Genomic DNA, 23,118 nt, shown 5'->3' with positions numbered 1-23,118 from the left:
AAATTCAATCGAACGAAATGTGACTCCGGAGAATTATGCTGACATCTAACGCCCCGTTTTGCAGCCCGGCGGATGGGCGTTTGCACGGTAATGGCCCAAAATCCCCGGAATCATTGGGCGATAAATGGTCGCACATAGCCATCACGGGAACTGGACAGGTATACAGATAAACCGGGTGTGCAAGTTCCGTTAGAACCGAATGGAACATCCATGAAACAGGTCATAGAGCGGTTGAATCGAGCCGCCCGACTACCAGCCCAGCGTTTCCTTGAGGAAGGGGATGGTCAGCTTGCGCTGCGCCTGCAGCGAGGCCTGGTCGAGACGCTCCAGGAGGTCGAACAGCGCGCTCATGCTGCGCGTGCCGCGGGTGAGAATGAAATGCCCGACCTCGTCGGTCAGGTGCAGACCGCGACGCGACGCACGCAATTGCAGGGCGCGCAGTTTGTCCTCGTCGGACAGCGGACGCATCTGGAAGATCAAAGCCAGGGTCAGGCGGGACTTGAGGTCGGCGAGCTTCACCGGCAGTTCGCGAGGCGAGTGAGAGGCGGCGATCAGCAAACGGCGGCCGCTGTCGCGCAGGCGGTTGAACAGGTGGAACAGGGCCTCTTCCCATTCCGGCTTGCCGGCCACCACCTGCAGGTCATCCAGGCAGACCAGCTCGTACTGGGCCAGGTCATCGAGAATGCCCACACCGCGATCGAGCAGCTCGGCCAGGGGCAGGTACACCGCCGGTTCGCCCAACTGCTCGAACCGAAGGCAGGCAGCGTGCAACAAATGGGTGCGCCCTACCCCATGCTTGCCCCACAGGTAGATCAGGCTTTCGGTCCACCCGGCCTCGGCTTCGCACAGGCGCTCGACGTAGCCGAGTGCCGCGGCATTGGCGCCTGGGTAGTAATTGATGAAGGTCGCGTCATCCCGCAGACGCACACCTAGGGGCAGCTGAATCGGTTTCATGCTGGCTGAACAGCTCTGGGATCGAGCTGCAACGGGCCTCAATGTGAAGTGTGCAAAGTCTATACCTGCCCGAGCAGCCGCACAATGCGCAACACTGCTTGATAAATCAACGGTTTACCGGGGCCTCTGAAGGCCCCGGCGGCCAGTCGCATTCAGAGGTCTGGATCCTCGGAACCGGCATAGATGTCCGAGTCCTTGTACAGGTCGTGCATATGCCGTACCAGCACCATGATCACCGCCGCCACCGGCAAGGCCAGCAGCACACCGGTGAAACCGAACAGCTCGCCGCCGGCCAGGATGGCGAAGATCACCGCCACCGGATGCAGGCCGATGCGATCACCCACCAGCAGGGGCGTCAGCACCATGCCTTCGAGCGCCTGGCCGATCATGAACACGGCCACGATGGCAATCAGGTGGAAAGGATCCAGACCGAACTGGAACAGCCCGGCGATGATCGCCGAACCGATGCCGATGACGAAGCCCATGTACGGCACGATGGCCGCGAGCCCCGCCACGACGCCGATCAACAGGCCCAGTTGCAGCCCCACCAGCATCAACCCGGTGGCATAGATCACGCCCAGGGCCAACATCACCAGCAACTGCCCGCGCACGAACGCGCCGAGCACCTCGTGACACTCGCCAGCCAGGCGTACGATCTGCCCTTCGCGCTGGCGCGGGAGCAGGCTGCGGATCTTCGCCATCATCAGGTCCCAGTCGCGCAGCAGGTAGAACGCCACCACCGGAATCAACACGAAGTTGGCCAGCCAGGCCATCAGCGCCAGCCCCGAGGCGGTGGCCTGGGACAGGATCACTCCGACCATGTCGGTCGTCTGCCCCATGTGACTGCTGATGGCAGCCTTGATCTGGTCGAACTTCCAGAAGCCTTCGGCCAGACCCAGTCGAGTTTGCACCCACGGCAGCGCTGTGTGCTGCAGCCAGTCGAGCATCTGCGGGGCCATCTGATACAGGCTGACGAGCTGCTTGGCGAGCATGGGAATCAGCACCAGCAGCGCCAGGACCAACAGCAGCGTGAACAGGGCGAACACCACCACCACGCCCCAGGTGCGCGACAACTTCCATTTCTCCAGCTTGTCGACCAGTGGATCGGCCAGATAGGCCAGCAGGATACCCACCAGGAACGGCGAGAGAATCGGGTGCAGCACATAAAGAAAGACGCAGAGCAGCAGCACTGCCCCCAGCCAGAACCAACGGCGCATATCAGTCATCAGGCAGCTCAGCTATATATAGAAGAGATTGAAAGCGGATTCAGTCAGCGAGAAACGAATGCGCCACACGAGCGGCGGCGCATTTTCTCGACCACTTACCAGCGGAAGTTCAGGTCCGGTGAGGGTTGCGCCGCCGGTGCCGGTGCGCCGGGAGCGGCTTGGGCATCGACCGGTACGACCGGCGCCTGGTACGGCACTTCCTGCAATTTGGCCAGACCCAGCTGGGCGCGCAGTTGTTCGGCGCTGCCGGTCACGCGATAGATCACCTTGTCGCCGTCCACGGTACGCACTCGCGCACCGTAGGACTCAAGCAGGCGACCCATCTGCGCGTAACGCTCCAGGTTCATGCCTTCCACCGCCAGGGTCATTTCGGTGCTGGCGCCGGGTTTGGCGACGAAGCGCGTGGCCAAACGCTGGCTGACGGCCAGGAGCACGGCATCGGCAAGGGCCGCTTGATCCGCGCCCTCGGCCTTGCCCTGCTCACGCTGGTTGCCCAGCCACAGGCGCCAGGTGCCCGACCATTTGCCCTCTTCTTCACGGGCATGTACGGCCAGCAGAGCATCGGCGCCGTACCGCTCGGAAGCGCTGCGCAGCGCTGCCGAATCGCTGGCCTCGATGTTCTGTGCGGTGCCGACGCCCTGCTCGCCGAGATCGGCCAGGGGCAGGCGCAACGGCAGGCCGCGGTGCTGAGCCGCACGGCGCAGCGGCTCGGCGGCCGATTGCCCGTCGCCAACCAGGCTGCTCCCCTCGACGCTGTCGCTCAACCACCAGCCCAGGATCGAAGGGCGGTTGCTGCCCCATGTCGGCAGGCCGGCCGAGCGCAAGGCGTTATCGGTACTGGCAATGTCGAAATCGACCTGCAGCGACTCAGGCGGGCCGGCGTCGTAGCCATACTGGCTGATGATCTGCTGCGGATCCTGGCGCACGCTGGCCAGGCCGGGGTTGGCAATCGCCTTGGCATCACCGGTCAGGCGCAGCACCAGGGTCTCCAGCGCCCGCTGCGTGGCCTGGGTACGCTCCTCGGGCGTCTGGCTGGCCACAGGCTCGCGCACCTGATACAGGTTGCTGATGGTTTCGGCGTGAAGCTGAACGCTCGACAAGGTGATACAAGTGGCTAGCAGGCAGTGGCGCAGACGCATGGACGTTTCCCGACGGTAATAGCGGATTGTGGCTGTGACCGTGCAATCGGCAAAAAGCTCAGTGGTCGATCTCGACGCACAATATCTCGGCACACAATATCTGGGAACACAATGTAGCATGCCCGCGCGCCCCTTGGCTGCGGCCGACCCGGGGCCGGCAAGGGCACAACCGGCGAACCGCGCTGGTGACGTTCGGGCAAGCCTGATAAAATCGCGCGCCTTCGTGGATCGACGACGGTCGACTCCCCCGACTCCCTCCTTTAAAGGCCTGGATCATGAGCAATAAACCCTCCGTGAGCTACAAGGACGCCGGTGTAGACATCGACGCCGGTGAAGCATTGGTCGAACGCATCAAAGGCGTCGCCAAGCGCACCGCGCGCCCGGAGGTCATGGGCGGCCTGGGCGGTTTTGGTGCCTTGTGCGAAATCCCGGCCGGCTACAAGCAGCCCGTACTGGTGTCGGGCACCGACGGCGTGGGCACCAAGCTGCGTCTGGCGCTGAACCTCGACCGCCATGAAAGCATCGGCATCGACCTGGTCGCCATGTGCGTCAACGACCTGGTGGTGTGCGGCGCCGAGCCGTTGTTCTTCCTCGACTACTACGCCACCGGCAAGCTCAACGTCGACACCGCTGCCACCGTGGTCACCGGTATCGGCGCCGGTTGCGAACTGGCCGGCTGCTCCCTGGTGGGCGGCGAGACGGCCGAAATGCCGGGTATGTACGAAGGCGAAGACTACGACCTGGCCGGCTTCTGCGTAGGCGTGGTCGAGAAGGCCGAGATCATCGACGGCAGCAAGGTCGCCAACGGCGACGCGCTGATCGCCCTGCCCTCCTCGGGCCCACACTCCAACGGCTATTCGCTGATCCGCAAGATCATCGAAGTCGCCGGTGCCGACATCGAGAACGTCCAGCTCGACGGCAAGCCGCTGACCGACCTGCTGATGGCGCCCACCCGCATCTACGTCAAGCCGCTGCTGCAACTGATCAAGGACACCGGCGCCGTCAAGGCCATGGCCCACATCACCGGTGGCGGCCTGCTCGACAACATCCCGCGCGTTCTGCCAAAAGGTGCCCAGGCCGTGGTCGACGTCGCCAGCTGGCAGCGTCCTGCCGTGTTCGACTGGCTGCAGCAGCAGGGCAATGTCGATGAGCACGAAATGCACCGCGTGCTGAACTGCGGTGTCGGCATGGTCATCTGCGTGGCTCAGGCCGACGTCGAGAAGACCCTGGCCTCCCTGCGCAGTGCCGGCGAGCAGCCGTGGGTCATCGGTGAAATCGCCCAGGCCGCCGAAGGCGCCGCTCAGGTCGAACTGAAGAACCTCAAGGCTCACTGATGCCTTCGACCTGTAACGTAGTGGTGCTGCTGTCAGGCACCGGCAGTAATCTGCAGGCGTTGCTGGACAGCATGCAGGCGGGCCACCCCGCCCGCATCGCCGCGGTGATTTCCAATCGCGCCGATGCGCTCGGCCTGCAGCGCGCCCGCGATGCAGGCATCGAGGCACGGGTGCTGGAGCATCAGGGTTTCGCCGACCGCGAAGCCTTCGATGCGGCCCTGATCGATCTCATCGATCAGTACCAGCCGCACCTGGTGGTGCTGGCCGGCTTCATGCGCATTCTCAGCCCGTCCTTCGTGCGCCACTATCACGGCCGTCTGCTCAACATCCATCCCTCCCTGCTACCGCGCTACAAAGGCCTGCATACCCACCGCCGCGCCCTCGAGGCAGGTGATGCCGAGCACGGCTGCAGCGTGCACTTCGTCACCGAGGAACTCGATGGCGGACCACTGGTCGTACAGGCAGTGATTCCGGTACAGTCGACCGACACGCCAGAGACCCTGGCGCACCGGGTGCATAGCCAGGAACACCAGATCTACCCGCTGGCAGTGCGCTGGTTCGCCGAAGGCCGTGTGCGCCTCGACGAACACGGTGCACTGCTCGATGGCCAGCCCCTGCCGGCTTGTGGCCATTTGATTCGACCCTAGGAGTTTATATGCGTCGCGCCCTGCTCTTCGCCGCTGCCCTGCTGGCCCTTCCGGTCCATGCCGCAGAGCTCAAGCCTTTTTCCGCCAGCTACACCGCCGACTGGAAGCAGTTGCCCATGAGCGGCACTGCCGAGCGCAGCTTGAGCAAGAACGCCAGTGGCGACTGGACCCTGGCCTTCAAGGCCTCGATGATGATCGCCAGCCTGACCGAAGTCAGCACCCTGCGTGTCGACAAAGAGGCCATGCTGCCGGAAACCTACACCTTCGAACGTGGCGGCCTGGGCAAGGCCCGCAAGGTCGACCTGGACTTCGACTGGGCAGCCAAGAAAGTCACCGGTACCGACCGTGGCGATCCGATCAACCTGCCGCTCAACAACGGCGTACTGGACAAGTCCACTTACCAGCTGGCCCTGCAACACGACGTGGCCGCCGGCAAGAAGAGCATGAGCTATCAGGTGGTCGATGGCGACGAGATCGACACCTACGATTTCCGCGTGCTGGGCACCGAAAAGGTCGAGACCAAGGCGGGTCAGGTCGACGCGATCAAGGTCGAGCGTGTGCGTGACCCCACGCAGAGCAAGCGCATCACCGTGCTCTGGTTCGCCAAGGACTGGGACTACCTGCTGGTACGCCTGCAACAGGTGGAAACCGATGGCAAGGAATACAACATCATGCTGCTGGACGGCACGGTGGACGGCAAATCGGTGAAAGGCAGCTGAGCAGCTGTATAGCACTGAAACGAAAAGGGCCCTGCTGGGCCCTTTTTTGTGGGCGGATATCCGCCATGCGCAGGCTCTTCAGGGGCGACTGGGGCGGATTCCCGCCACTTGTACAGCTATGTGACGACAACCATACCCCTGCCTAGGCCGCAGCCACTCGCGCTGTGGCCATCAGTACGCAACTATGGCACGGCACCTGCAATACAGTCGGCAGAGGCCTGCCAATGCGCAACTCGCCCACAACAAATCCCTCCAGACAGGAGGGTTCGTGCTTTAGGTGTCGCGACCACTCCGGAACGGGTGCCAGGCGATACACTTGAGGAACTTGCAAATGACGACTCGTCAGCCACTGTACAAATCGCTGTATTTCCAGGTGATCGTCGCGATCATCATCGGTATCCTGATCGGCCACTTCTACCCTCAGTTCGCGGTCAAGCTCAAGCCTTTCGGCGACGGCTTCATCAAGCTGATCAAGATGGTCATCGCCCCTATCATCTTCTGCACCGTGGTCAGTGGTATCGCCGGTATGCAGAGCATGAAGTCGGTCGGCAAGACCGGTGGCTACGCCCTTCTGTACTTCGAAATCGTCTCGACCCTGGCACTGATCATCGGCCTGGTCGTGGTTAACGTGGTCCAGCCCGGTGCTGGCATGCACGTCGACGTATCGACCCTGGACGCCAGCAAGATTGCCAGCTATGTCTCGGCAGGCGCTGACCAGAGCATCGTCGGCTTCATCCTCAACGTGATCCCGAACACCATCGTCGGCGCCTTCGCCAACGGTGATATCCTTCAGGTGCTGATGTTCTCGGTGATCTTCGGCTTCGCCCTGCATCGCCTGGGTGCCTACGGCAAGCCGCTGCTGGACCTGATCGATCGCTTCGCGCACGCCATGTTCAACATCATCAACATGATCATGAAGCTGGCCCCGCTCGGCGCGTTCGGTGCCATGGCCTTCACCATCGGTGCCTACGGCGTGGGTTCGCTGGTGCAGCTGGGCCAGTTGATGATCTGCTTCTATGTCACCTGCGTACTGTTCGTGCTGCTGGTGCTGGGCGCCATCTGCCGCGCCCACGGCTTCAGCGTGATCAAGGTCATCCGCTACATCCGTGAAGAGCTGATGATCGTTCTGGGCACTTCCTCCTCGGAATCGGCACTGCCACGCATGCTGATCAAGATGGAACGCCTGGGTGCACAGAAATCCGTGGTAGGCCTGGTGATCCCGACTGGCTATTCGTTCAACCTGGACGGTACCTCGATCTACCTGACCATGGCCGCCGTGTTCATCGCTCAGGCGACCGACACCACCATGGACATCACCCACCAGATCACCCTGCTGCTGGTACTGCTGCTGTCCTCCAAAGGCGCAGCCGGCGTCACCGGTTCGGGCTTCATCGTGCTGGCCGCCACCCTGTCGGCCGTAGGCCAACTGCCGGTGGCCGGCCTGGCGCTGATCCTGGGTATCGACCGCTTCATGTCCGAAGCACGTGCACTGACCAACCTGGTCGGTAACGCTGTCGCCACCCTGGTGGTTGCCAAGTGGGTAGGCGAGCTGGACGAGAAAGTCCTGCAGACCGAACTGGCTTCCGGTGGCCGTGGCATCGTCGATGGTCGTCCGGAAGATGATCTGGGCGTGGCCGAAGGCCGCGATCCGGTCCAGGACACCACGACTCAGGGCACTACCCTGCGCTGACCGGCTGTCGAACTGAAAAAACCCATCTTCGGATGGGTTTTTTATTGGATGAAATTTGTTTCACCGCCGTGAACTCGCTGCGACAATCCGCCGCAGGGCACGTCGTACGGGCGTTTGCGGATTGTCTCTAGTTCGGTAAAAAACTGTTGCAGAAATCGTCTGTTTACTTAGCAAGCTACTCAAATCTATAACAAAGACCTGCACACGCCACGTGCAGATCTTCGAGGCAGCTATTCGAGACAGGAGCTTTCCCATGACAGTAAAAGTGACCGAACGCGACGAAGCCCACATGTCCCACGAAGGCGTGGCGGCAGGCATCCAGATCTGGGATGTCTATCAACAGGACTTGTTGGTGGGGATGTTCCACAACGAGAACGACGCTCAGAGCTACAAGAACGAACTGGAAACACTCGAAAGCCAACGCGCTTCGAATTGACCGTTCGCCGCGCAAGAAAAACCCCGCTCAGGCGGGGTTTGTCGTTTCAGTGGGTTACCACATCAAGTCGTCCGGAATCTTGTAGGCGGCGTACGGATCTTCTGCCGAGTCGACTTCTTCGGTCGCCACGTTGAGCATGACGATGCGCTGCGGCGCGCGTTCCTGCACCTTGAGCGCAGCCTCGCGCGGGATAACCTCGTAGCCACCTCCATGCTGGACGATGGCCAGCGAACCGTTGCTCAGCTTGCTGCGCATCAGGTTATTGACCGACAGGCGCTTGACCTTCTTGTCGTCGACGAAGTTGTAGTAGTCCTCGGTAGCCAGCTTGGGCAGGCGGGTCGCTTCGATCAGTTGCTTGACCTGGGCAGCGCGTGCCTTCTCCTCGACCTTCTCCTGCTGCTGGCGATTGAGCTCCTGGTCGCGGCGCGCCTTCTCGGCCATGGCTTCCTGGGCGATGCGCTTCTGCGTGTCGTCGATTTCGACCTGGCCCTTGTTCTCCAGGCGCTTCTGTTTCTGCTTGTCCTTGCTGACTTGCTTGACCTGCTTCTGGTTGACCAGTCCAGCTTTCAACAATTGGTCGCGGAGGGAAAGGCTCATGGTGTTCTGCTCACTTATAAAACGGCTCAGCCACAGCTGGGCAGATTCTGTTCCTGACGTTTGGCCTCGCCCCACAGGGCGTCCATGTCTTCCAGGGTGCAATCTTCGATGTTGCGGTGGGTGTCGCGCAATGCCTGCTCGATGAAACGGAAGCGCCGGTCGAACTTGACGTTGGCGCCGCGCAGGGCGTTCTCCGGATCCACCTTGAGGTGACGAGCCAGATTGACCACGCTGAACAGCAGGTCACCGATTTCCTCGGCGACTGCCGGTGCATCGTCTGCGGCCATGGCCTGAAGCACTTCGTCCAATTCTTCGCGGACCTTGTCCAGCACCGGTAACGGCCCTGGCCAGTCGAAGCCGACCATCGCCGCGCGCTTCTGCAACTTGGCTGCGCGCGCAAGAGCGGGCAGCGCGGCAGGTACGTCATCGAGCAGGGACAACTGCTCACCCACCCCGCCTTTTTCCGCGCGTTCCTGGGCCTTGATCTCTTCCCAGCGTTGCTTGACCTGGTGTTCGTCCAGGCGCGGCGTATCCAGCGCGGCGTATAGATCGCCGGTGGGGAACACGTGGGGGTGGCGTCGAATCAGCTTGCGGGTGATACCGTCGACCACGCCGTCGAATTCGAAGCGGCCCTCCTCGCGCGCCAGCTGGCTGTAATAGACCACCTGGAACAATAGATCGCCGAGCTCGCCCTTGAGGTGCTCGAAGTCTTCGCGCTCGATGGCATCGGCCACTTCGTAGGCTTCTTCCAGGGTGAACGGGACAATGCTGGCGTAGGTTTGCTTCACATCCCACGGGCAACCGTGCTGCGGGTCACGCAGCCGGGCCATGAGGTTGAGCAGGTCTTGCAGTGTGTGCATGCTCGGACTCGTTGCAGAGGTGTCGGGATCCGCGAATTCACGGCGTGCGGTTACGCCGTGTCTCGATGATGTTCGGCAGCTGCGAGATCCTGCCGAGCAGGCGCCCGAGGGCGTCCAGGCCGGGGATCTCGATGGTCAGCGACATCAGCGCGGTGTTGTCTTCCTTGTTCGAGCGGGTGTTGACCGCCAGCACGTTGATCCGCTCGTTGAGCAGGATCTGCGAGACGTCGCGCAGCAGGCCCGAGCGGTCGTAGGCGCGGATGATGATGTCGACCGGATAGGTCAGCACCGGCACCGGCCCCCAGCTGACCTGGATGATGCGCTCCGGCTCGCGACCGCCAAGCTGCAGCACAGAGGCGCAATCCTGGCGGTGGATGCTCACACCGCGCCCCTGAGTGATGTAGCCGACGATGGCATCGCCGGGCAGCGGCTGGCAGCAGCCGGCCATCTGCGTCATCAGGTTGCCCACGCCCTGGATCTGGATATCGCCGCGCTTGCCCGGCTTGTAGCCGGTGGCCTTGCGCGTGACCAGTTCCACCGGCTCATTGCCGCGCTCGGGCTCGACCAGTTGCTGCGCCGAATTGACCAGATGGGCCAGGCGCAGATCGCCTGCACCCAGGGCGGCGAACATGTCTTCGGCGCCTTTGTGGTTGGCTTTTTCGGCAAGCTGATCGAAGTCGACCTGGGGCAGGCCCAGGCGGCTGAGTTCGCGCTCCAGCAGCGACTTGCCGGCGGCGACGTTCTGGTCGCGTGCCTGCAGCTTGAACCAGTGGACGATCTTGGCCCGCGCCCGGGACGTGGTGACGTAGCCGAGGTTGGAGTTGAGCCAGTCGCGGCTGGGCGTGCCGTGCTTGCTGGTGATGATCTCGACCTGCTCGCCGGTGTTCAGGCTGTAGTTGAGCGGGACGATGCGGCCGTTGATCTTGGCGCCACGGCAGTTGTGGCCGATCTCGGTGTGCACGCGGTAGGCGAAGTCCAGCGGGGTCGCGCCCTTGGGCAGGTCGATGGCGTGGCCGTCGGGGGTGAACACGTAGACCCGGTCAGGCTCGATGTCGACCCGCAACTGGTCGGCCAGGCCGCCGATATCGCCCAGCTCCTCGTGCCATTCCAGGACCTGGCGCAACCAGGAGATCTTTTCTTCGTACTGGTTGGAGGTGGACTTGACGTCGGTGCCCTTGTAGCGCCAATGCGCGCAGACGCCCAGCTCGGCTTCCTCGTGCATGGCGTGGGTGCGGATCTGCACTTCCAGCACCTTGCCCTCGGGACCGATCACCGCCGTGTGCAGCGAGCGATAGCCGTTTTCCTTGGGGTTGGCGATGTAGTCGTCGAACTCCTTGGGAATGTGCCGCCACAGCGTGTGGACGATCCCCAGCGCGGTATAGCAGTCGCGCATTTCCGGGACCAGCACGCGCACTGCGCGCACATCGTAGATCTGGCTGAATTCCAGGCCCTTGCGCTGCATCTTGCGCCAGATGGAATAGATGTGTTTCGCCCGCCCGCTGATGTCGGCCTTGACCCCGGTCTCGAGCAGCTCGTTGTGCAACTGGCTCATCACCTCGGTGATGAAGCGCTCGCGATCCAGCCTGCGTTCGTGCAGCAGCTTGGCGATCTGCTTGTACTGATCGGGCTCCAGGTAGCGAAACGAAAGGTCTTCGAGCTCCCACTTGATGTGGCCGATGCCCAAGCGATGCGCCAGTGGCGCGTAGATGTCGAACACCTCGCGCGCGACCCGGTTGCGTTTTTCATCGTCGGCGCCTTTCACCGCGCGGATCGCGCAGGTGCGCTCGGCGAGCTTGATCAATGCGACGCGGACGTCGTCGACCATGGCCACGAGCATCTTGCGCAGGTTCTCGACCTGCACCTGCGAGCCCAGCACCATGGACTGTCGCGGGCTGAGGCTGGCGCTGATGGCGGCCATGCGCAGCACGCCGTCGATGAGCTTGGACACGGTGCTGCCGAAGCGTCGGCCGACGTCTTCAAGGCTGGCCTTGCCCTCGCGGACGGCCCGGTAGATCACTGCGGCCATCAATGAATCCTGGTCGAGCTTGAGATCGGCGAGGATTTCGGCGATCTCCAGGCCCGCCTGGAAACAGGAGGTGCCGTCGGCCCAGGAGTGCTGGGCCGGGTTGCCCTGCAGCTCGGCGGCCTGGGCGAATTCACAGGCCTGCTTCAGGGCTTCGCGATCCAGCACCAGATCGACGCTGACGATATGATCCAGCCATGCATCGAGATTGATACTGCCGTCCGTATTGATCGGCTGGTGTGCTCTCACCTGTACCATGTTGCTTACCTTTCCCTACAACACGCCGAAGCGCATCAACAGTCGCTGGCTATGACCGATGCTGGGCCGGCATCGATCAGGCGTTTCGCGCGCCAGTCGGATTGGACGGGCCGTCCTGGCCCGCTTCAAATAACGCCATGGCCTCGACATGCGCGGTCTGCGGAAACATGTCGAGGATCCCGGCTCGTTTTAGCCTGTAGCCCTGCCTCAACAATTCGACCGTGTCGCGGGCCAAAGTTGCCGGGTTACAGGAGACATACACCAAGCGTTGCGCACCCAGTGCACGGATCGTGCGCACCACCTCGAACGCGCCATCTCGAGGTGGATCCAAGAGTACCGCAGAAAAACCCTCGCGGGCCCACTCGGCGGCGTCCAGAGGCTGCGACAGGTCGCTCTGGTAAAAGTCAGTGTTATGCAAATTGTTGCTGGCGGCGTTGTCGGCAGCCCGCTGCACCATGGCCGCGACCCCTTCGACTGCCACCACCTCACGCGAGCGCTGGGCCAGCGGCAAGGCGAAGTTGCCCAGCCCGCAGAACAAGTCAAGGACCCGCTCCTGGGGGGTGGGCGCCAGCCAGTCCAGCGCCTGCGCGATCATTGCGTCGTTGACCGCCGCATTGACCTGGACGAAGTCGGCCGGCCGGTAGGCCAGCTCAAGGCTCCAGGGCGCCAGGGCGAAGCCCAGCGAGGCGTCCGCCTGCACGGGCGCTGGCTCGCCTTCGCCCTGCAGCCACAGTTGCAGGCTCGCGGCGGCGCAGAAAGCCTTCAGCGCTTGCAGGTCAGTATCGGCCAGCGCGGCGGTGTGGCGAAGCAGCAGCGCCAGTGAAGTCCCTGCGTACAGCTCGACGTGGCCGATCACCTGGGGCTTGGCAAAGCTGCGCAGCAGCGTCGGCAGCTGTTCGACGACCGGTTGCAGGGCAGGTACCAGCACCTGGCACTGGGTGATGTCGACGATATCCTGGCTCGCCGCCGCGCGGAATCCCACCGCCAGGTGACGGGCCTTGGGGTCCCAACGCACGGCCAGCCGAGCACGCCGGCGATAGCCCAGCTCGGGCCCGCTCAGCGGCGCAGCCCACTCCTGCGGCTCGATGCCGGCCACGCGCGACAGCTGCTCGGCGAGCAGGCGCTGCTTGAGGGCCAACTGCTGATCATGGGGCAGGTGCTGAAGGCTGCAGCCACCACAGGTGCCGAAATGCGGACACGGCGCCGGGCGGCGCAGCTCGCTGGCGACCAGTACGCGCTCGCAGCGCGCTTCGACGATCTTGCCGTGGGCGTTGAGCACCCGGGCCTCGACCTGCTCACCGGCCAGAGCGCCGCTGACGAACCAGGTGCGCCCTTCGAAAAAGGCGATGCCGCGTCCGTCGCTGGCCAGGCGCTCGATCGGCAGGCGCTGTTTCTTGCCGGTCGGCACTTGCGGCGCACGGGTTCCGCCTGTCGGCTGGAAGCGCAGGCCAGGTTTGGTTCTGGCCATCAGTTGGGTGCGTCGAAGATGCCGCTGGACAGGTAGCGATCACCGCGATCGCAGATGATCGCGACGATGACCGCATTGCTCACTTCCCGCGACAGGCGCAGCATGCCGGCCACGGCGCCACCGGAAGACACGCCACAGAAGATGCCTTCTTCACGGGCCAGGCGGCGGGTCATGTCCTCGGCTTCCTGTTGCGCCATGTCGATGATCCGGTCGACCCGGTCGGCCTGATAGATGCGCGGCAGGTACTGTTCCGGCCAACGGCGGATACCTGGAATGGCAGCGCCTTCCATGGGTTGCAGGCCGACGATCTGCACCGCAGGGTTCTGCTCCTTGAGATAGCGCGAGGTGCCCATGATGGTGCCGGTGGTGCCCATGGAACTGACGAAATGGGTCACGGTGCCTGCGGTCTGCTGCCAGATCTCGGGGCCGGTGCTGCGATAGTGCGCCTCGGGGTTGTCGCCGTTGGCGAACTGGTCGAGGAGCTTGCCGCGCCCTTCGCTCTGCATGCGTTCGGCCAGGTCGCGCGCGCCTTCCATGCCTTGCTCGCGGGTGACCAGGATCAGCTCGGCGCCATAGGCGGTCATCGCGGCCTTGCGTTCGGCCGTGGAGTTGTCGGGCATGATCAGGATCATCTTGTAGCCCTTGATCGCCGCGGCCATGGCCAGCGCGATGCCGGTATTGCCGGAGGTCGCTTCGATCAGGGTGTCGCCGGGCTGGATCTGCCCACGCTCTTCGGCGCGGCTGATCATCGACAGCGCCGGGCGGTCCTTCACGGAACCGGCCGGGTTGTTGCCTTCCAGCTTGAGCAGCAAGGTGTTGCTGGTCTCACCGGCCAGGCGCTGCAGGCGCACCAGCGGCGTGTTGCCGACGCAGTCGGCGATCGTTAGGTACTGCGGGGTCATGGCGTATTCGCAATCCGGACTGCGGGGGTCGCCTATCATACCGGCAAACGCTGGATACCCATATCACGCAAAGTGCGCACCTTATAGCGTGAAAGCATAAGCAGCGGGCAAGCGCATGTTCAGCCGCAGGCCACGCGCGGTATTCTGTGCCCACAATGCACCGCCCTGGCGGGTCAGGGCATTGCGCGCAATGCTCAGCCCGAGGCCGAACCCCCCGTCGCCGGGCCGCGATCCGTCGAGGCGCGTGAAGGGATCGAAGATTCTCTGCAGGTCGGCCTCGGCGACACCCCCGCCCTCGTCTTCCAGCCACAACAGCCAGTGATCGCCATCACGCTGACCACTCAAGGTCACGCGACCGGCGCTGGGCGAGTGACGAATGGCATTGCGCAAGAGGTTTTCCAGCGCCTGGGCCAGGCTGTCGAGATTGCCCTGAACCCAGCAATCGGCGTCGACTTCGCAGTGCAGTTGGCGGGCCGGCCACTGGCTTTCGAAGCAGGCATTCTCCGCCAGCATGTCCCACAGCGCCTGCACCTGGATCGCTTCGCTGGCCAGCGGCGCGCGCTCGGCATCCAGCCAGGCCAGTTGCAGGGTATCTTCGACCAGCTGCTGCATGCCGTCGATCTCGCGACTCAGCCGTTCGCGCAGGCGCTGCTCGTCGAGTTCACCTTCACAGGCCACGCGCAGGCGGCTCAAGGGTGTGCGCAGCTCGTGGGACAGGTCCCGCAGGATCTGCTGCTGCAGGGCAACGGTGCCTTGCAGCCGCTCGGCCATGTGGTCGAAGGCGCGCCCCAGCTCACCGAGCTCATCGCTGCGGGCAGTGGTGTTCGCGCTCAGGCGGGCGTTGAGCTGATCGGCACGCCAGGCGTTGGCCTGCTCGCGCAACTGGTTCAGCGGCACGATGAGCATGCGGTAGAGCCCGACGCACAACAACAGGGTGAACACGCCGGGAACCAGCGCGTTGGTGAGCAACGCCCATAACCAGGCGTGCCGACCGGGTGTGAAGCGCTCCGGCAGGGCCATTACCAGACTCCCCTGCTCCGGATGCTCGATAAAGGGGATCTGCATCCAGGGCGCGCCCCGCGAACGGCGACTCATGGGCATCTCCAGATGGCGCAGGAACGTCAGGCGCTGCTGTTGTACAGCGTCCAGTGGTCGACTGCTCAAGGAAGTGAGATCAGACCCCACCACGGCGATGAAACCAGGCTCGCTCGCCGACATCCGCGCAAGCCAGGCATCGACCCCCGCTCGTCCACCTTGCCCATGGGCCTGCTCGGCCGCTGCCGCGTACTGGCGCAAGGCATGCCGTGCGTCGGCGCTCAGGTAGGCGTTGCGCTCCTGCAGGTACTGGCCCCAGTACCAGCTCAGCCAGATCATCAGCAGGCAGAACGCGACCAGCAGTATCGACAGCTTCCAGAACACCGAATGGCGATGGGGCAGCTTCATGCCTCGCCGCCGCCGAACAGGTAGCCCTTGCCCCACACCGTGCGCAGTTGCTGGCGCTGGTAGCCCAACGCCTTGAGCTTGCGGCGTATCTGGCTGACATGCATGTCCAGGCTGCGATCGTGCTGCGAATAGCCGCGCTGCAGCACATGCTGATAAAGGAAGGGTTTGCTCAGCACTTCCTCGCGCTGACGGTGCAGGGTATCGAGCAGACGGTATTCGCTAGGCGTCAGCCCCGCCGGCTGGCCGTTGACCGACACATCGGCACTGCGCTCGCAGAAATGCAGCTCGCCCTGTCGCGCCACGTCCTCTCGCGGCTGCACGCGCAGACGCTCCATGGCCACCCGGCGCAGGATGGCTTCCACACGCACCTGCAGCTCGGCCATGCTGAAGGGCTTGGGCAGGTAGTCGTCGGCACCGCGACGAAAGCCGCTGATGCGATCGGCTTCGGCGCCCAGCGCCGACATCAGAATCACCGGGGTGGCCGAGCTGCGGCGCAGGGCGTACAGCACATCCAGGCCGTTCATGCCCGGCAGCAGGATGTCCATCAGCACCACGTCGAACTGGTTTCGCTCGGCCAGCGCCAGCCCTTCGCGGCCGTTCTGGCACCAGGTCACTTGAAAGCCGCAGCGCCCGAGCTGCTCATGAACGTAGCTGCCCAATACCTGGTCGTCTTCGATGGCCAGGATGGTATGGACGCCTGCTTGGACGGGATTCATTTTCGCCTGCTATTGGGTGTCATTCTCAAGTGCGGATTATTGGAGATCGCGCCGCGGCAGGCAACCTCTGCTGATCGCTGTTCGCCCACTGACCGCGTTGCACTGCCCTCCCGGGTCCGCCGTCGGTGCGCGTGACTGGCGCATCGTCCCGCCCCCCTGTATTTTCCCCCTATTGCTCAGTCAGAAAGGCGCCTGCGGCGTGTTGAAGAAACTCGGTATCAAAAGCCGCGTGCTGTTACTTGCGCTCACGCCGGCCACTTGCATGGCGCTGATTCTGGGCGGCTATTTCACCTGGATGCAGCAGTCCGACCTGCAGCGCCAGTTGCTGCAGCGCGGCGACATGATCTCCGAACAGCTGGCGCCGCTGGCGGCACCGGCGCTGGTGGCCAAGGACCGCGAGCGGCTGGAACGCATCGCTGCGCAATCCCTGGAGCTGACCGACGTGCGCTCGGTGACCTTCCTGGGCGCAGACCGGACCCTGCTCGCCCACGCCGGGCCCATGATGCTCAACGCCGTGCCCATCGGTAACAGCACCCACTCGCTGCAACGCAGTGGCTTCGATGCGACGCGCTACCTGATGCCGGTGTTCGGCCGCCACCGCGACCTGGCCAGTGACGAGGTGCCTGCCGAGGTCGACCACCTGCTGGGCTGGGTCGAGCTGGAGCTTTCCCACGATGGCACCCTGCTGCGTGGTTACCGCAGCCTGTTCGCCAGCCTGCTGCTGATTCTGACCGGTCTGAGCATCACCGCGTTGCTGGCGGCGCACATGAGCCGCAGCATCAGTGCGCCGATTCGGCAGATCAAGGACACCGTGACCCAAATCAAGGACGGCAACCTGGAAAGTCGCGTACCGGCCATGGGCAGCCACGAGATGGACGCCCTCGCGGCTGGCATCAATCGCATGGCCGAAACCCTGCAGGACGCCCAGGAAGAACTGCAGCACAGCATCGACCAGGCCACCGAAGACGTCCGGCAGAACCTGGAAACCATCGAAATCCAGAATATCGAGCTGGACCTGGCGCGCAAGGAAGCGCTGGAAGCGAGCCGGATCAAGTCTGAATTCCTCGCCAACATGAGCCACGAGATCAGGACGCCACTGAACGGCATTCTGGGCTTCACTCATCTGCTGCAGAAAAGCGAGTTGACCCCGCGCCAGCTGGATTACCTGGGTACCATCGAAAAATCCGCAGACAGTTTGCTGGGCATCATCAACGAGATCCTCGACTTCTCGAAGATCGAGGCCGGCAAGCTGGTGCTCGACAACATTCCCTTCAACCTGCGCGATCTGCTCCAGGACACCCTGACCATCCTGGCGCCGGCCGCCCATGCCAAGCAGCTCGAACTGGTCAGCCTGGTCTATCGCGATACGCCGCTGTCGCTGATCGGCGACCCGCTGCGGCTCAAGCAGATCCTGACCAATCTGGTGAGCAACGCCATCAAGTTCACCCGCGAGGGCACGATCGTCGCCCGCGCCATGATGGAAGACGAGAGCGAAGACGGTGTGCAGTTGCGCATCAGTGTGCAGGACACCGGCATCGGCCTGTCCGGCCAGGACGTGCGGGCGTTGTTCCAGGCATTCAGCCAGGCCGACAACTCACTGTCGCGGCAGCCTGGCGGCACGGGTCTGGGGCTGGTGATCTCCAAGCGGCTGGTCGAGCAGATGGGTGGCGAGATCGGGGTCGACAGTGCTCCGGGCGAGGGTTCGGAGTTCTGGATCAGCCTCAACCTGCCCAAGGCTCGCGACGACGCCGAGGACTTGCCGTCTGCGCCCCTGCTTGGCCGTCGCATCGCCATTGTCGATGGCCACGAGCTGGCGCGGCAGGCCTTGCAACACCAGCTCGAAGACTGCGGTCTGGACGTGACCGACTTCAAGTCGCTGGACAAGCTGGTGCTGGCCACCCATGCCGCGCGGCAGGCTGGCCAGCCGCTGGACCTCGCGGTGCTGGGCATCACCGCTCACGAGATTTCGCCGGAACGCCTGGCCGTGCAGATCCGCGAAATCGAACAGAGCGGCTGTCAGGTGCTGGTGCTGTGCCCCACCACCGAGCAGGCCCTGTTCCATGCCGCGGTCCCCAACGCCGACCGCCAGCTGCAGGCCAAACCCAGCTGCACGCGCAGGTTGCGTCGCGCGCTGGCCGATCTGATCAACCCCAAGCAGTTGCGCTACGAAAGTCCCGAGAACAGTGGTGAGCGAGCGCCGCGCGTACTGTGCGTGGATGACAATCCGGCCAACCTGCTGCTGGTGCAGACCCTGCTCGAAGACCTGGGTGCCGAAGTGCGCGCCGTGGACAACGGCGCGGCGGCGATCAAGGCGGTACAGGAAGGCGGGCTCGACCTGGTGCTGATGGACGTGCAGATGCCGGAAATGGACGGCCGCGAAACCACCGAGCGCATTCGCGTGTGGGAGAGCGCCCAGCTCGGCGCCGCGCTGCCCATCGTGGCGCTGACCGCCCACGCCATGGCCAATGAAAAGCGCGCCTTGCTGCAGAGCGGCATGGATGACTACCTGACCAAACCCATCAGCGAGCGGCAGTTGGCGCAGGTCGTGCTGAAATGGACGGGGATGGCGTTGAACCCGCAGGCGTTGGACAAAACGGCTGAGCAGCCGTTGGATACCAATACCCTGCAGGTGCTCGATGCCGCCGAAGGCCTGCGGTTGGCGGCCGGCAAGGCCGACCTGGCTGCCGACATGCTGGCGATGCTGCTGGCCTCGCTGCAGGCCGATCGCGAAGCCATCCAGTTGGCGCGGATCAACGCCGATCAGAATGCCATGATCGAGCGCGTGCATCGGCTGCACGGTGCGACCCGCTATTGCGGCGTACCGCAGTTGCGCGCGGCGTGCCTGCGCAGTGAGACGCTGCTCAAGCAGAACGATCCGGCGGCCCTGTCTGCGCTCGACGAACTGGACGAGGCTATCGTGCGGCTCGAGGAGCAGGCCCGGGCGATGGCCTGAGGCCGCGCCATGACCGGCGTGCTAGCATGTCGCGTCTATTTGGAGGACCCATGGTCGAACACGATTTCCGCTTCAGCTTGCTCAACCCCCAGCACACCCTGATCGAGTGCCGCGCGCTGATGCCCGGCCGCTACCAGGTCACCGGCAACGGCGGCTCGATCCACAACGGTGACACCCTGCTGGTGACTCTCAAGGGCAGCAGGGACCTGTCCATGCGTTTGGTGGTGGAAAAGGTCCGTCACCTGATCAACCCGCCTGGCCAGTGGGTGGCCGTGGCCACCGGCCCGGTGTTCGGCGAGCTGGCGATCCATCAATGGAAGGTCAACTGCGACAGCTGCGGCAAGGTGCTCGACTTCGAGTTCGCGGTGGATGCCAAGCTCGGCACCAAGGCGCAGAAACCGGCGGCGGAAGCCCGCATTGCCGAGCTGGGCTGGAGCACTGCCAACGGCAAGCACCTGTGCCGTCAGTGCAAGGTGGCTTGAGCGAATTGATGGTGTTTGCCTGATTGACCGCGACGGACCTGGATCCGGATTGCGCTGTACCTGATCGATTGCGGAGCGACCGGACGCGGCTTGCGCATACCCTGTAGCAGCGGCGCGAGCCGCGTCATCGGTGCTTGCGGTGTATCTGGATGAATGCGGTGCGGCCGGACGCGGCTTGCGCATACCCTGTAGCAGCGGCGCGAGCCGCGTCATCGGTGCTTGCGGTGTGTCTGGATGAATGCGGTGCGACCGGACGCGGCTTGCGCATACCCTGTAGCAGCGGCGCGAGCCGCGTCATCGATGCTTGCGGTGTATCGGGATAAATGCGGTGCAGCTGGACGCGAAAGAAATCGCAGGCACAAAAAAAGCGACCCGAAGGTCGCTTCTCTTGTGCTTCAGAGAGTTCAAGGGCTCTGAAGCGGAATTAATGGCGCAGCGGACGGGACTCGAACCCGCGACCCCCGGCGTGACAGGCCGGTATTCTAACCGACTGAACTACCGCTGCGCGTAACACTGAGAGAGATTGGTGGGTGATGACGGGATCGAACCGCCGACCCTCTGCTTGTAAGGCAGATGCTCTCCCGGCTGAGCTAATCACCCTTTGTCTCTCGGTGTGGCGCGCATTCTACGGAGCGACCCAAACTCTGGCAAGCACTTTTTCAAAAAAATTTTCGAGCGCTTCCAAACACTTAGCACAGGGATGGCGTCAGCTCCGCACACGGAGAATAATGCCCCCCTAATGTTGAGGAGTGCTTCACCCCATGTGGTTCAAAAACCTGCTTGTCTATCGTCTTACCCAGGATATCCCTTTCGACGCCGAGGCTTTGGAAACCGCACTGGCCAGCAAACCGGCACGCCCCTGCGCCAGCCAGGAACTGACCACCTACGGTTTCGTCGCGCCGTTCGGCAAGGGTGAGGATGCGCCGTTCGTTCATGTCAGCCAGGATTTCATGCTGATCGCGGCACGCAAGGAAGAGCGCATCCTGCCGGGTAGCGTGGTGCGCGATGCGGTCAAGGAAAAGGTCGAGGAGATCGAGGCCGAGCAGATGCGCAAGGTCTACAAGAAGGAACGCGACCAGATCAAGGATGAGATCATCCAGGCCTTCCTGCCCCGCGCCTTCATCCGCCGCTCGTCGACCTTCGCCGCCATCGCGCCCAAGCAAGGGTTGATCCTGGTCAACTCGGCCAGCCCCAAGCGTGCCGAAGACCTGCTGTCGACCCTGCGCGAAGTGATCGGTACCCTGCCGGTGCGTCCGCTGACCGTGAAGATCGCGCCGACCGCGACCATGACCGAGTGGGTCAAGACCCAGAAAGCCGCCGACGACTTCTATGTGCTGGATGAATGCGAGCTGCGCGATACCCATGAAGACGGCGGCATCGTGCGCTGCAAGCGTCAGGACCTGACCAGCGAGGAAATCCAGCTGCATCTGAGCACGGGCAAGCAGGTCACCCAGCTGTCGCTGGCCTGGCAGGACAAGTTGTCGTTCGTGCTCGACGACAAGATGGTGGTCAAGCGTCTGAAGTTCGAAGAACTGCTGCAGGACCAGGCCGAGGAAGACGGTGGCGAGGAAGCGTTGGGGCAGTTGGATGCCAGCTTCACCTTGATGATGCTGACCTTTGGCGAATTCCTGCCGGCCTTGTTCGAGGCCTTGGGTGGCGAAGAGCTGCCGCAGGGGATTTGATCTGCAGTAACTGCTGTGGCTCGGCAGGTGGGAGTGGTGTTTGGCCGGGAACCGGGGGCTGTGTTGTATCTGGTGGACCGTAGTGCGGCTTTCGCGGGCAGAGCCCGCTCCCACAGGGGGCCGACATGTTGAATCTATATAAGAAGGAACTACACCATGCGCGCCTTGGCCGCTTTGAGTCGCTTTGTCGGCAATACCTTTGCCTATTGGGTGTTGTTGTTCGCCGTCCTGGCGTTTCTGGCGCCTGAATGGTTCATCGGTCTCAAGCCGTTGATCGTGCCGCTGTTGGGCCTGGTCATGTTCGGCATGGGGCTGACCCTCAAGCTGGACGATTTTGCCGAGGTCGGTCGCCATCCATGGCGCGTGGCCCTGGGTGTGGTGGCGCATTTCGTGATCATGCCGGGGGTCGCCTGGCTGCTGTGTCAGGCGTTTCACCTGCCGCCGGAAATCGCCGTCGGGGTGATTCTGGTCGGCTGCTGCCCGAGCGGCACCTCGTCCAATGTGATGACCTGGCTGGCCAAGGGCGACCTGGCCCTGTCGGTGGCAATTGCAGCGGTGACCACCCTGCTCGCTCCGTTGCTCACCCCGGCGCTGATCTGGCTGCTGGCTTCGGCATGGTTGCCGGTCTCGTTCATGGAGATGTTCTGGTCGATCCTGCAACTGGTGATGCTGCCGATCGTGCTCGGCGTGCTCGCGCAGAAACTGCTGGGCGCACGGGTACAGGTGGCCGTCGATGTGCTGCCGCTGGTGTCGGTGGTCAGCATCGTGCTGATCGTCTGCGCGGTGGTCGCGGCCAGCCAGGCGCGCATCGCCGAGTCGGGATTGCTGATCATGGCGGTGGTGATTCTGCACAACAGCTTCGGCTTTTTGCTGGGTTACTTCACTGGCAAGGTGTTCAAGTTGCCACTGGCGCAGCGCAAGTCGCTGGCGCTGGAAGTGGGCATGCAGAACTCGGGCCTGGGCGCCGCGTTGGCCAGCGCGCATTTCTCGCCGCTGGCGGCGGTGCCCAGCGCGTTGTTCAGTGTCTGGCACAACATTTCCGGTGCGTTGCTCTCGACCTATTTCCGCCGCATGGAAGGGACCGAGCCCGGTGGATTGAAGACCGACCCTTGATCCGCTGCACTTGATCCATCGCCCAAGGATGGGCAACATAGTGTTCGGCGCCGGGACGACCCGGCGCTCTCTTTCCTGCAAACGGGGACGACCCCATCTTAGATGAGGGTTTTTCCATGTCCTGGTTTCTGTTGTTTCTCGCCGGTCTTTTCGAAGTGTGCTGGGCCATTGGCCTCAAGTACACCGACGGCTTCACTCGTCCCCTTCCCACTGTGTTGACCGTGGCCGCCATGGCGGCAAGCCTGGGCCTGCTCGGGCTGGCCATGCGCGAGCTGCCGCTGGGCACGGCCTATGCGATCTGGACCGGTGTCGGTGCGGTGGGTACGGTGATCGCTGGAATCGTGCTGTTTGGCGAGTCGATGGCGTTGATGCGGATGATCAGTGTGGGTCTGATCATCCTGGGGCTGGTGGGTTTGAAGGTCAGCACCTGACCCTGTAGCGGCGGCGCGAGCCGCGTCGGAAGTCGCCGAGGCCTC

General features: G+C 63.4%; 20 protein-coding genes and 2 tRNA genes. 10 read left to right on the top strand and 12 right to left on the bottom strand.

The window, feature by feature from the left end; all coding sequences use genetic code 11:
* Positions 1-249 precede the first annotated feature (249 nt).
* From hda to BLV18_RS06935, 3 genes are all read right to left on the bottom strand, one after another.
* Positions 250-954: a DnaA regulatory inactivator Hda gene (hda, locus tag BLV18_RS06945; RefSeq protein ID WP_049859062.1), complete on the bottom strand. Its 705-nt coding sequence runs from the start codon at positions 952-954 to the stop codon at positions 250-252.
* A 152-nt stretch (positions 955-1,106) separates the two neighbouring features.
* Positions 1,107-2,180, bottom strand: coding sequence for an AI-2E family transporter (locus tag BLV18_RS06940; protein WP_090357244.1), 1,074 nt, complete (start codon positions 2,178-2,180; stop codon positions 1,107-1,109).
* A gap of 95 nt (positions 2,181-2,275) precedes the next feature.
* Positions 2,276-3,319, bottom strand: coding sequence for a DUF2066 domain-containing protein (locus BLV18_RS06935; protein WP_090357242.1), 1,044 nt, complete (start codon positions 3,317-3,319; stop codon positions 2,276-2,278).
* Positions 3,320-3,594: 275 nt separating this feature from the next.
* Here BLV18_RS06935 and purM point away from each other — a divergent pair, with 275 nt between their 5' ends.
* The 5 genes from purM to BLV18_RS06910 all read left to right on the top strand — a co-directional run bounded on the left by purM (position 3,595) and on the right by BLV18_RS06910 (position 8,145).
* Positions 3,595-4,653, top strand: a complete 1,059-nt coding sequence (gene purM / locus BLV18_RS06930) for a phosphoribosylformylglycinamidine cyclo-ligase (protein WP_090357240.1) — start codon at positions 3,595-3,597, stop codon at positions 4,651-4,653.
* Positions 4,653-5,300 carry a phosphoribosylglycinamide formyltransferase gene (gene purN / locus BLV18_RS06925; RefSeq protein ID WP_090357237.1) on the top strand — a complete coding sequence of 216 codons (648 nt, stop codon included), beginning with the start codon at positions 4,653-4,655 and terminating at the stop codon, positions 5,298-5,300. Before purM ends, purN begins: the two co-directional genes overlap by 1 nt.
* An 8-nt stretch (positions 5,301-5,308) precedes the next feature.
* Positions 5,309-6,019 carry a DUF3108 domain-containing protein gene (locus tag BLV18_RS06920; RefSeq protein ID WP_090357235.1) on the top strand — a complete coding sequence of 237 codons (711 nt, stop codon included), beginning with the start codon at positions 5,309-5,311 and terminating at the stop codon, positions 6,017-6,019.
* 331 nt (positions 6,020-6,350) lie between these two features.
* Positions 6,351-7,709, top strand: coding sequence for a dicarboxylate/amino acid:cation symporter (locus BLV18_RS06915; protein ID WP_090357233.1), 1,359 nt, complete (start codon positions 6,351-6,353; stop codon positions 7,707-7,709).
* Between the two features lie 253 nt (positions 7,710-7,962).
* A complete protein-coding gene (locus BLV18_RS06910; protein WP_049859055.1) occupies positions 7,963-8,145 on the top strand; it encodes a hypothetical protein in 183 nt (60 codons plus the stop codon).
* A gap of 54 nt (positions 8,146-8,199) precedes the next feature.
* Here BLV18_RS06910 and BLV18_RS06905 read toward each other — a convergent pair whose 3' ends face one another.
* The 7 genes from BLV18_RS06905 to BLV18_RS06875 all read right to left on the bottom strand — a co-directional run bounded on the left by BLV18_RS06905 (position 8,200) and on the right by BLV18_RS06875 (position 16,412).
* Positions 8,200-8,742, bottom strand: a complete 543-nt coding sequence (locus BLV18_RS06905) for a DUF2058 domain-containing protein (protein ID WP_090357231.1) — start codon at positions 8,740-8,742, stop codon at positions 8,200-8,202.
* Positions 8,743-8,768: 26 nt separating this feature from the next.
* Positions 8,769-9,602 carry a nucleoside triphosphate pyrophosphohydrolase gene (gene mazG / locus BLV18_RS06900; protein WP_090357229.1) on the bottom strand — a complete coding sequence of 278 codons (834 nt, stop codon included), beginning with the start codon at positions 9,600-9,602 and terminating at the stop codon, positions 8,769-8,771.
* Between the two features lie 37 nt (positions 9,603-9,639).
* Positions 9,640-11,883 carry a GTP diphosphokinase gene (gene relA / locus BLV18_RS06895; protein WP_049859052.1) on the bottom strand — a complete coding sequence of 748 codons (2,244 nt, stop codon included), beginning with the start codon at positions 11,881-11,883 and terminating at the stop codon, positions 9,640-9,642.
* A 76-nt stretch (positions 11,884-11,959) separates the two neighbouring features.
* On the bottom strand, positions 11,960-13,351 hold the full coding sequence (gene rlmD / locus BLV18_RS06890) for a 23S rRNA (uracil(1939)-C(5))-methyltransferase RlmD (RefSeq protein WP_090357227.1): 1,392 nt from the start codon (positions 13,349-13,351) through the stop codon (positions 11,960-11,962).
* On the bottom strand, positions 13,351-14,253 hold the full coding sequence (gene cysM / locus BLV18_RS06885; RefSeq protein ID WP_056843139.1) for a cysteine synthase CysM: 903 nt from the start codon (positions 14,251-14,253) through the stop codon (positions 13,351-13,353). The genes rlmD and cysM overlap by 1 nt, the downstream gene beginning before the upstream one ends.
* Positions 14,254-14,334: 81 nt before the next feature.
* Complete coding sequence (locus BLV18_RS06880; RefSeq protein ID WP_090357223.1) at positions 14,335-15,696, bottom strand: HAMP domain-containing sensor histidine kinase; 1,362 nt, start codon at positions 15,694-15,696, stop codon at positions 14,335-14,337.
* Entirely contained in the window at positions 15,693-16,412 is a 720-nt protein-coding gene (locus tag BLV18_RS06875; protein WP_090357221.1) for a response regulator transcription factor, read from the bottom strand. The genes BLV18_RS06880 and BLV18_RS06875 overlap by 4 nt, the downstream gene beginning before the upstream one ends.
* A gap of 199 nt (positions 16,413-16,611) precedes the next feature.
* Between BLV18_RS06875 and BLV18_RS06870 the strand changes: the two genes are divergently transcribed.
* Both BLV18_RS06870 and BLV18_RS06865 read left to right on the top strand, forming a co-directional pair.
* Positions 16,612-19,365, top strand: coding sequence for a response regulator (locus tag BLV18_RS06870; RefSeq protein WP_049859769.1), 2,754 nt, complete (start codon positions 16,612-16,614; stop codon positions 19,363-19,365).
* Positions 19,366-19,415: 50 nt separating this feature from the next.
* On the top strand, positions 19,416-19,847 hold the full coding sequence (locus BLV18_RS06865; protein WP_090357219.1) for a hypothetical protein: 432 nt from the start codon (positions 19,416-19,418) through the stop codon (positions 19,845-19,847).
* A gap of 428 nt (positions 19,848-20,275) precedes the next feature.
* On the opposite strand, the gene BLV18_RS06860 is transcribed toward BLV18_RS06865, so the two are convergent.
* Positions 20,276-20,352: transfer RNA gene (locus BLV18_RS06860), tRNA-Asp, on the bottom strand.
* A 19-nt stretch (positions 20,353-20,371) separates the two neighbouring features.
* Positions 20,372-20,447 (bottom strand) — tRNA-Val (locus BLV18_RS06855).
* A 161-nt stretch (positions 20,448-20,608) separates the two neighbouring features.
* Here BLV18_RS06855 and rdgC point away from each other — a divergent pair.
* From rdgC to sugE, 3 genes are all read left to right on the top strand, one after another.
* Positions 20,609-21,529: a recombination-associated protein RdgC gene (gene rdgC, locus BLV18_RS06850; RefSeq protein WP_049859046.1), complete on the top strand. Its 921-nt coding sequence runs from the start codon at positions 20,609-20,611 to the stop codon at positions 21,527-21,529.
* A 156-nt stretch (positions 21,530-21,685) separates the two neighbouring features.
* Positions 21,686-22,642, top strand: a complete 957-nt coding sequence (locus BLV18_RS06845) for a bile acid:sodium symporter family protein (protein ID WP_043187908.1) — start codon at positions 21,686-21,688, stop codon at positions 22,640-22,642.
* Positions 22,643-22,758: 116 nt separating this feature from the next.
* Entirely contained in the window at positions 22,759-23,073 is a 315-nt protein-coding gene (gene sugE / locus BLV18_RS06840; protein WP_056843143.1) for a quaternary ammonium compound efflux SMR transporter SugE, read from the top strand.
* The last annotated feature ends 45 nt before the right edge of the window (positions 23,074-23,118 follow it).

This window comes from Pseudomonas coleopterorum, from assembly GCF_900105555.1.
GTDB lineage: Bacteria > Pseudomonadota > Gammaproteobacteria > Pseudomonadales > Pseudomonadaceae > Aquipseudomonas > Aquipseudomonas coleopterorum.
The sequence above is the reverse complement of the archived record's forward strand: the minus strand, read 5'-3'. Positions and strand labels throughout refer to the sequence as shown.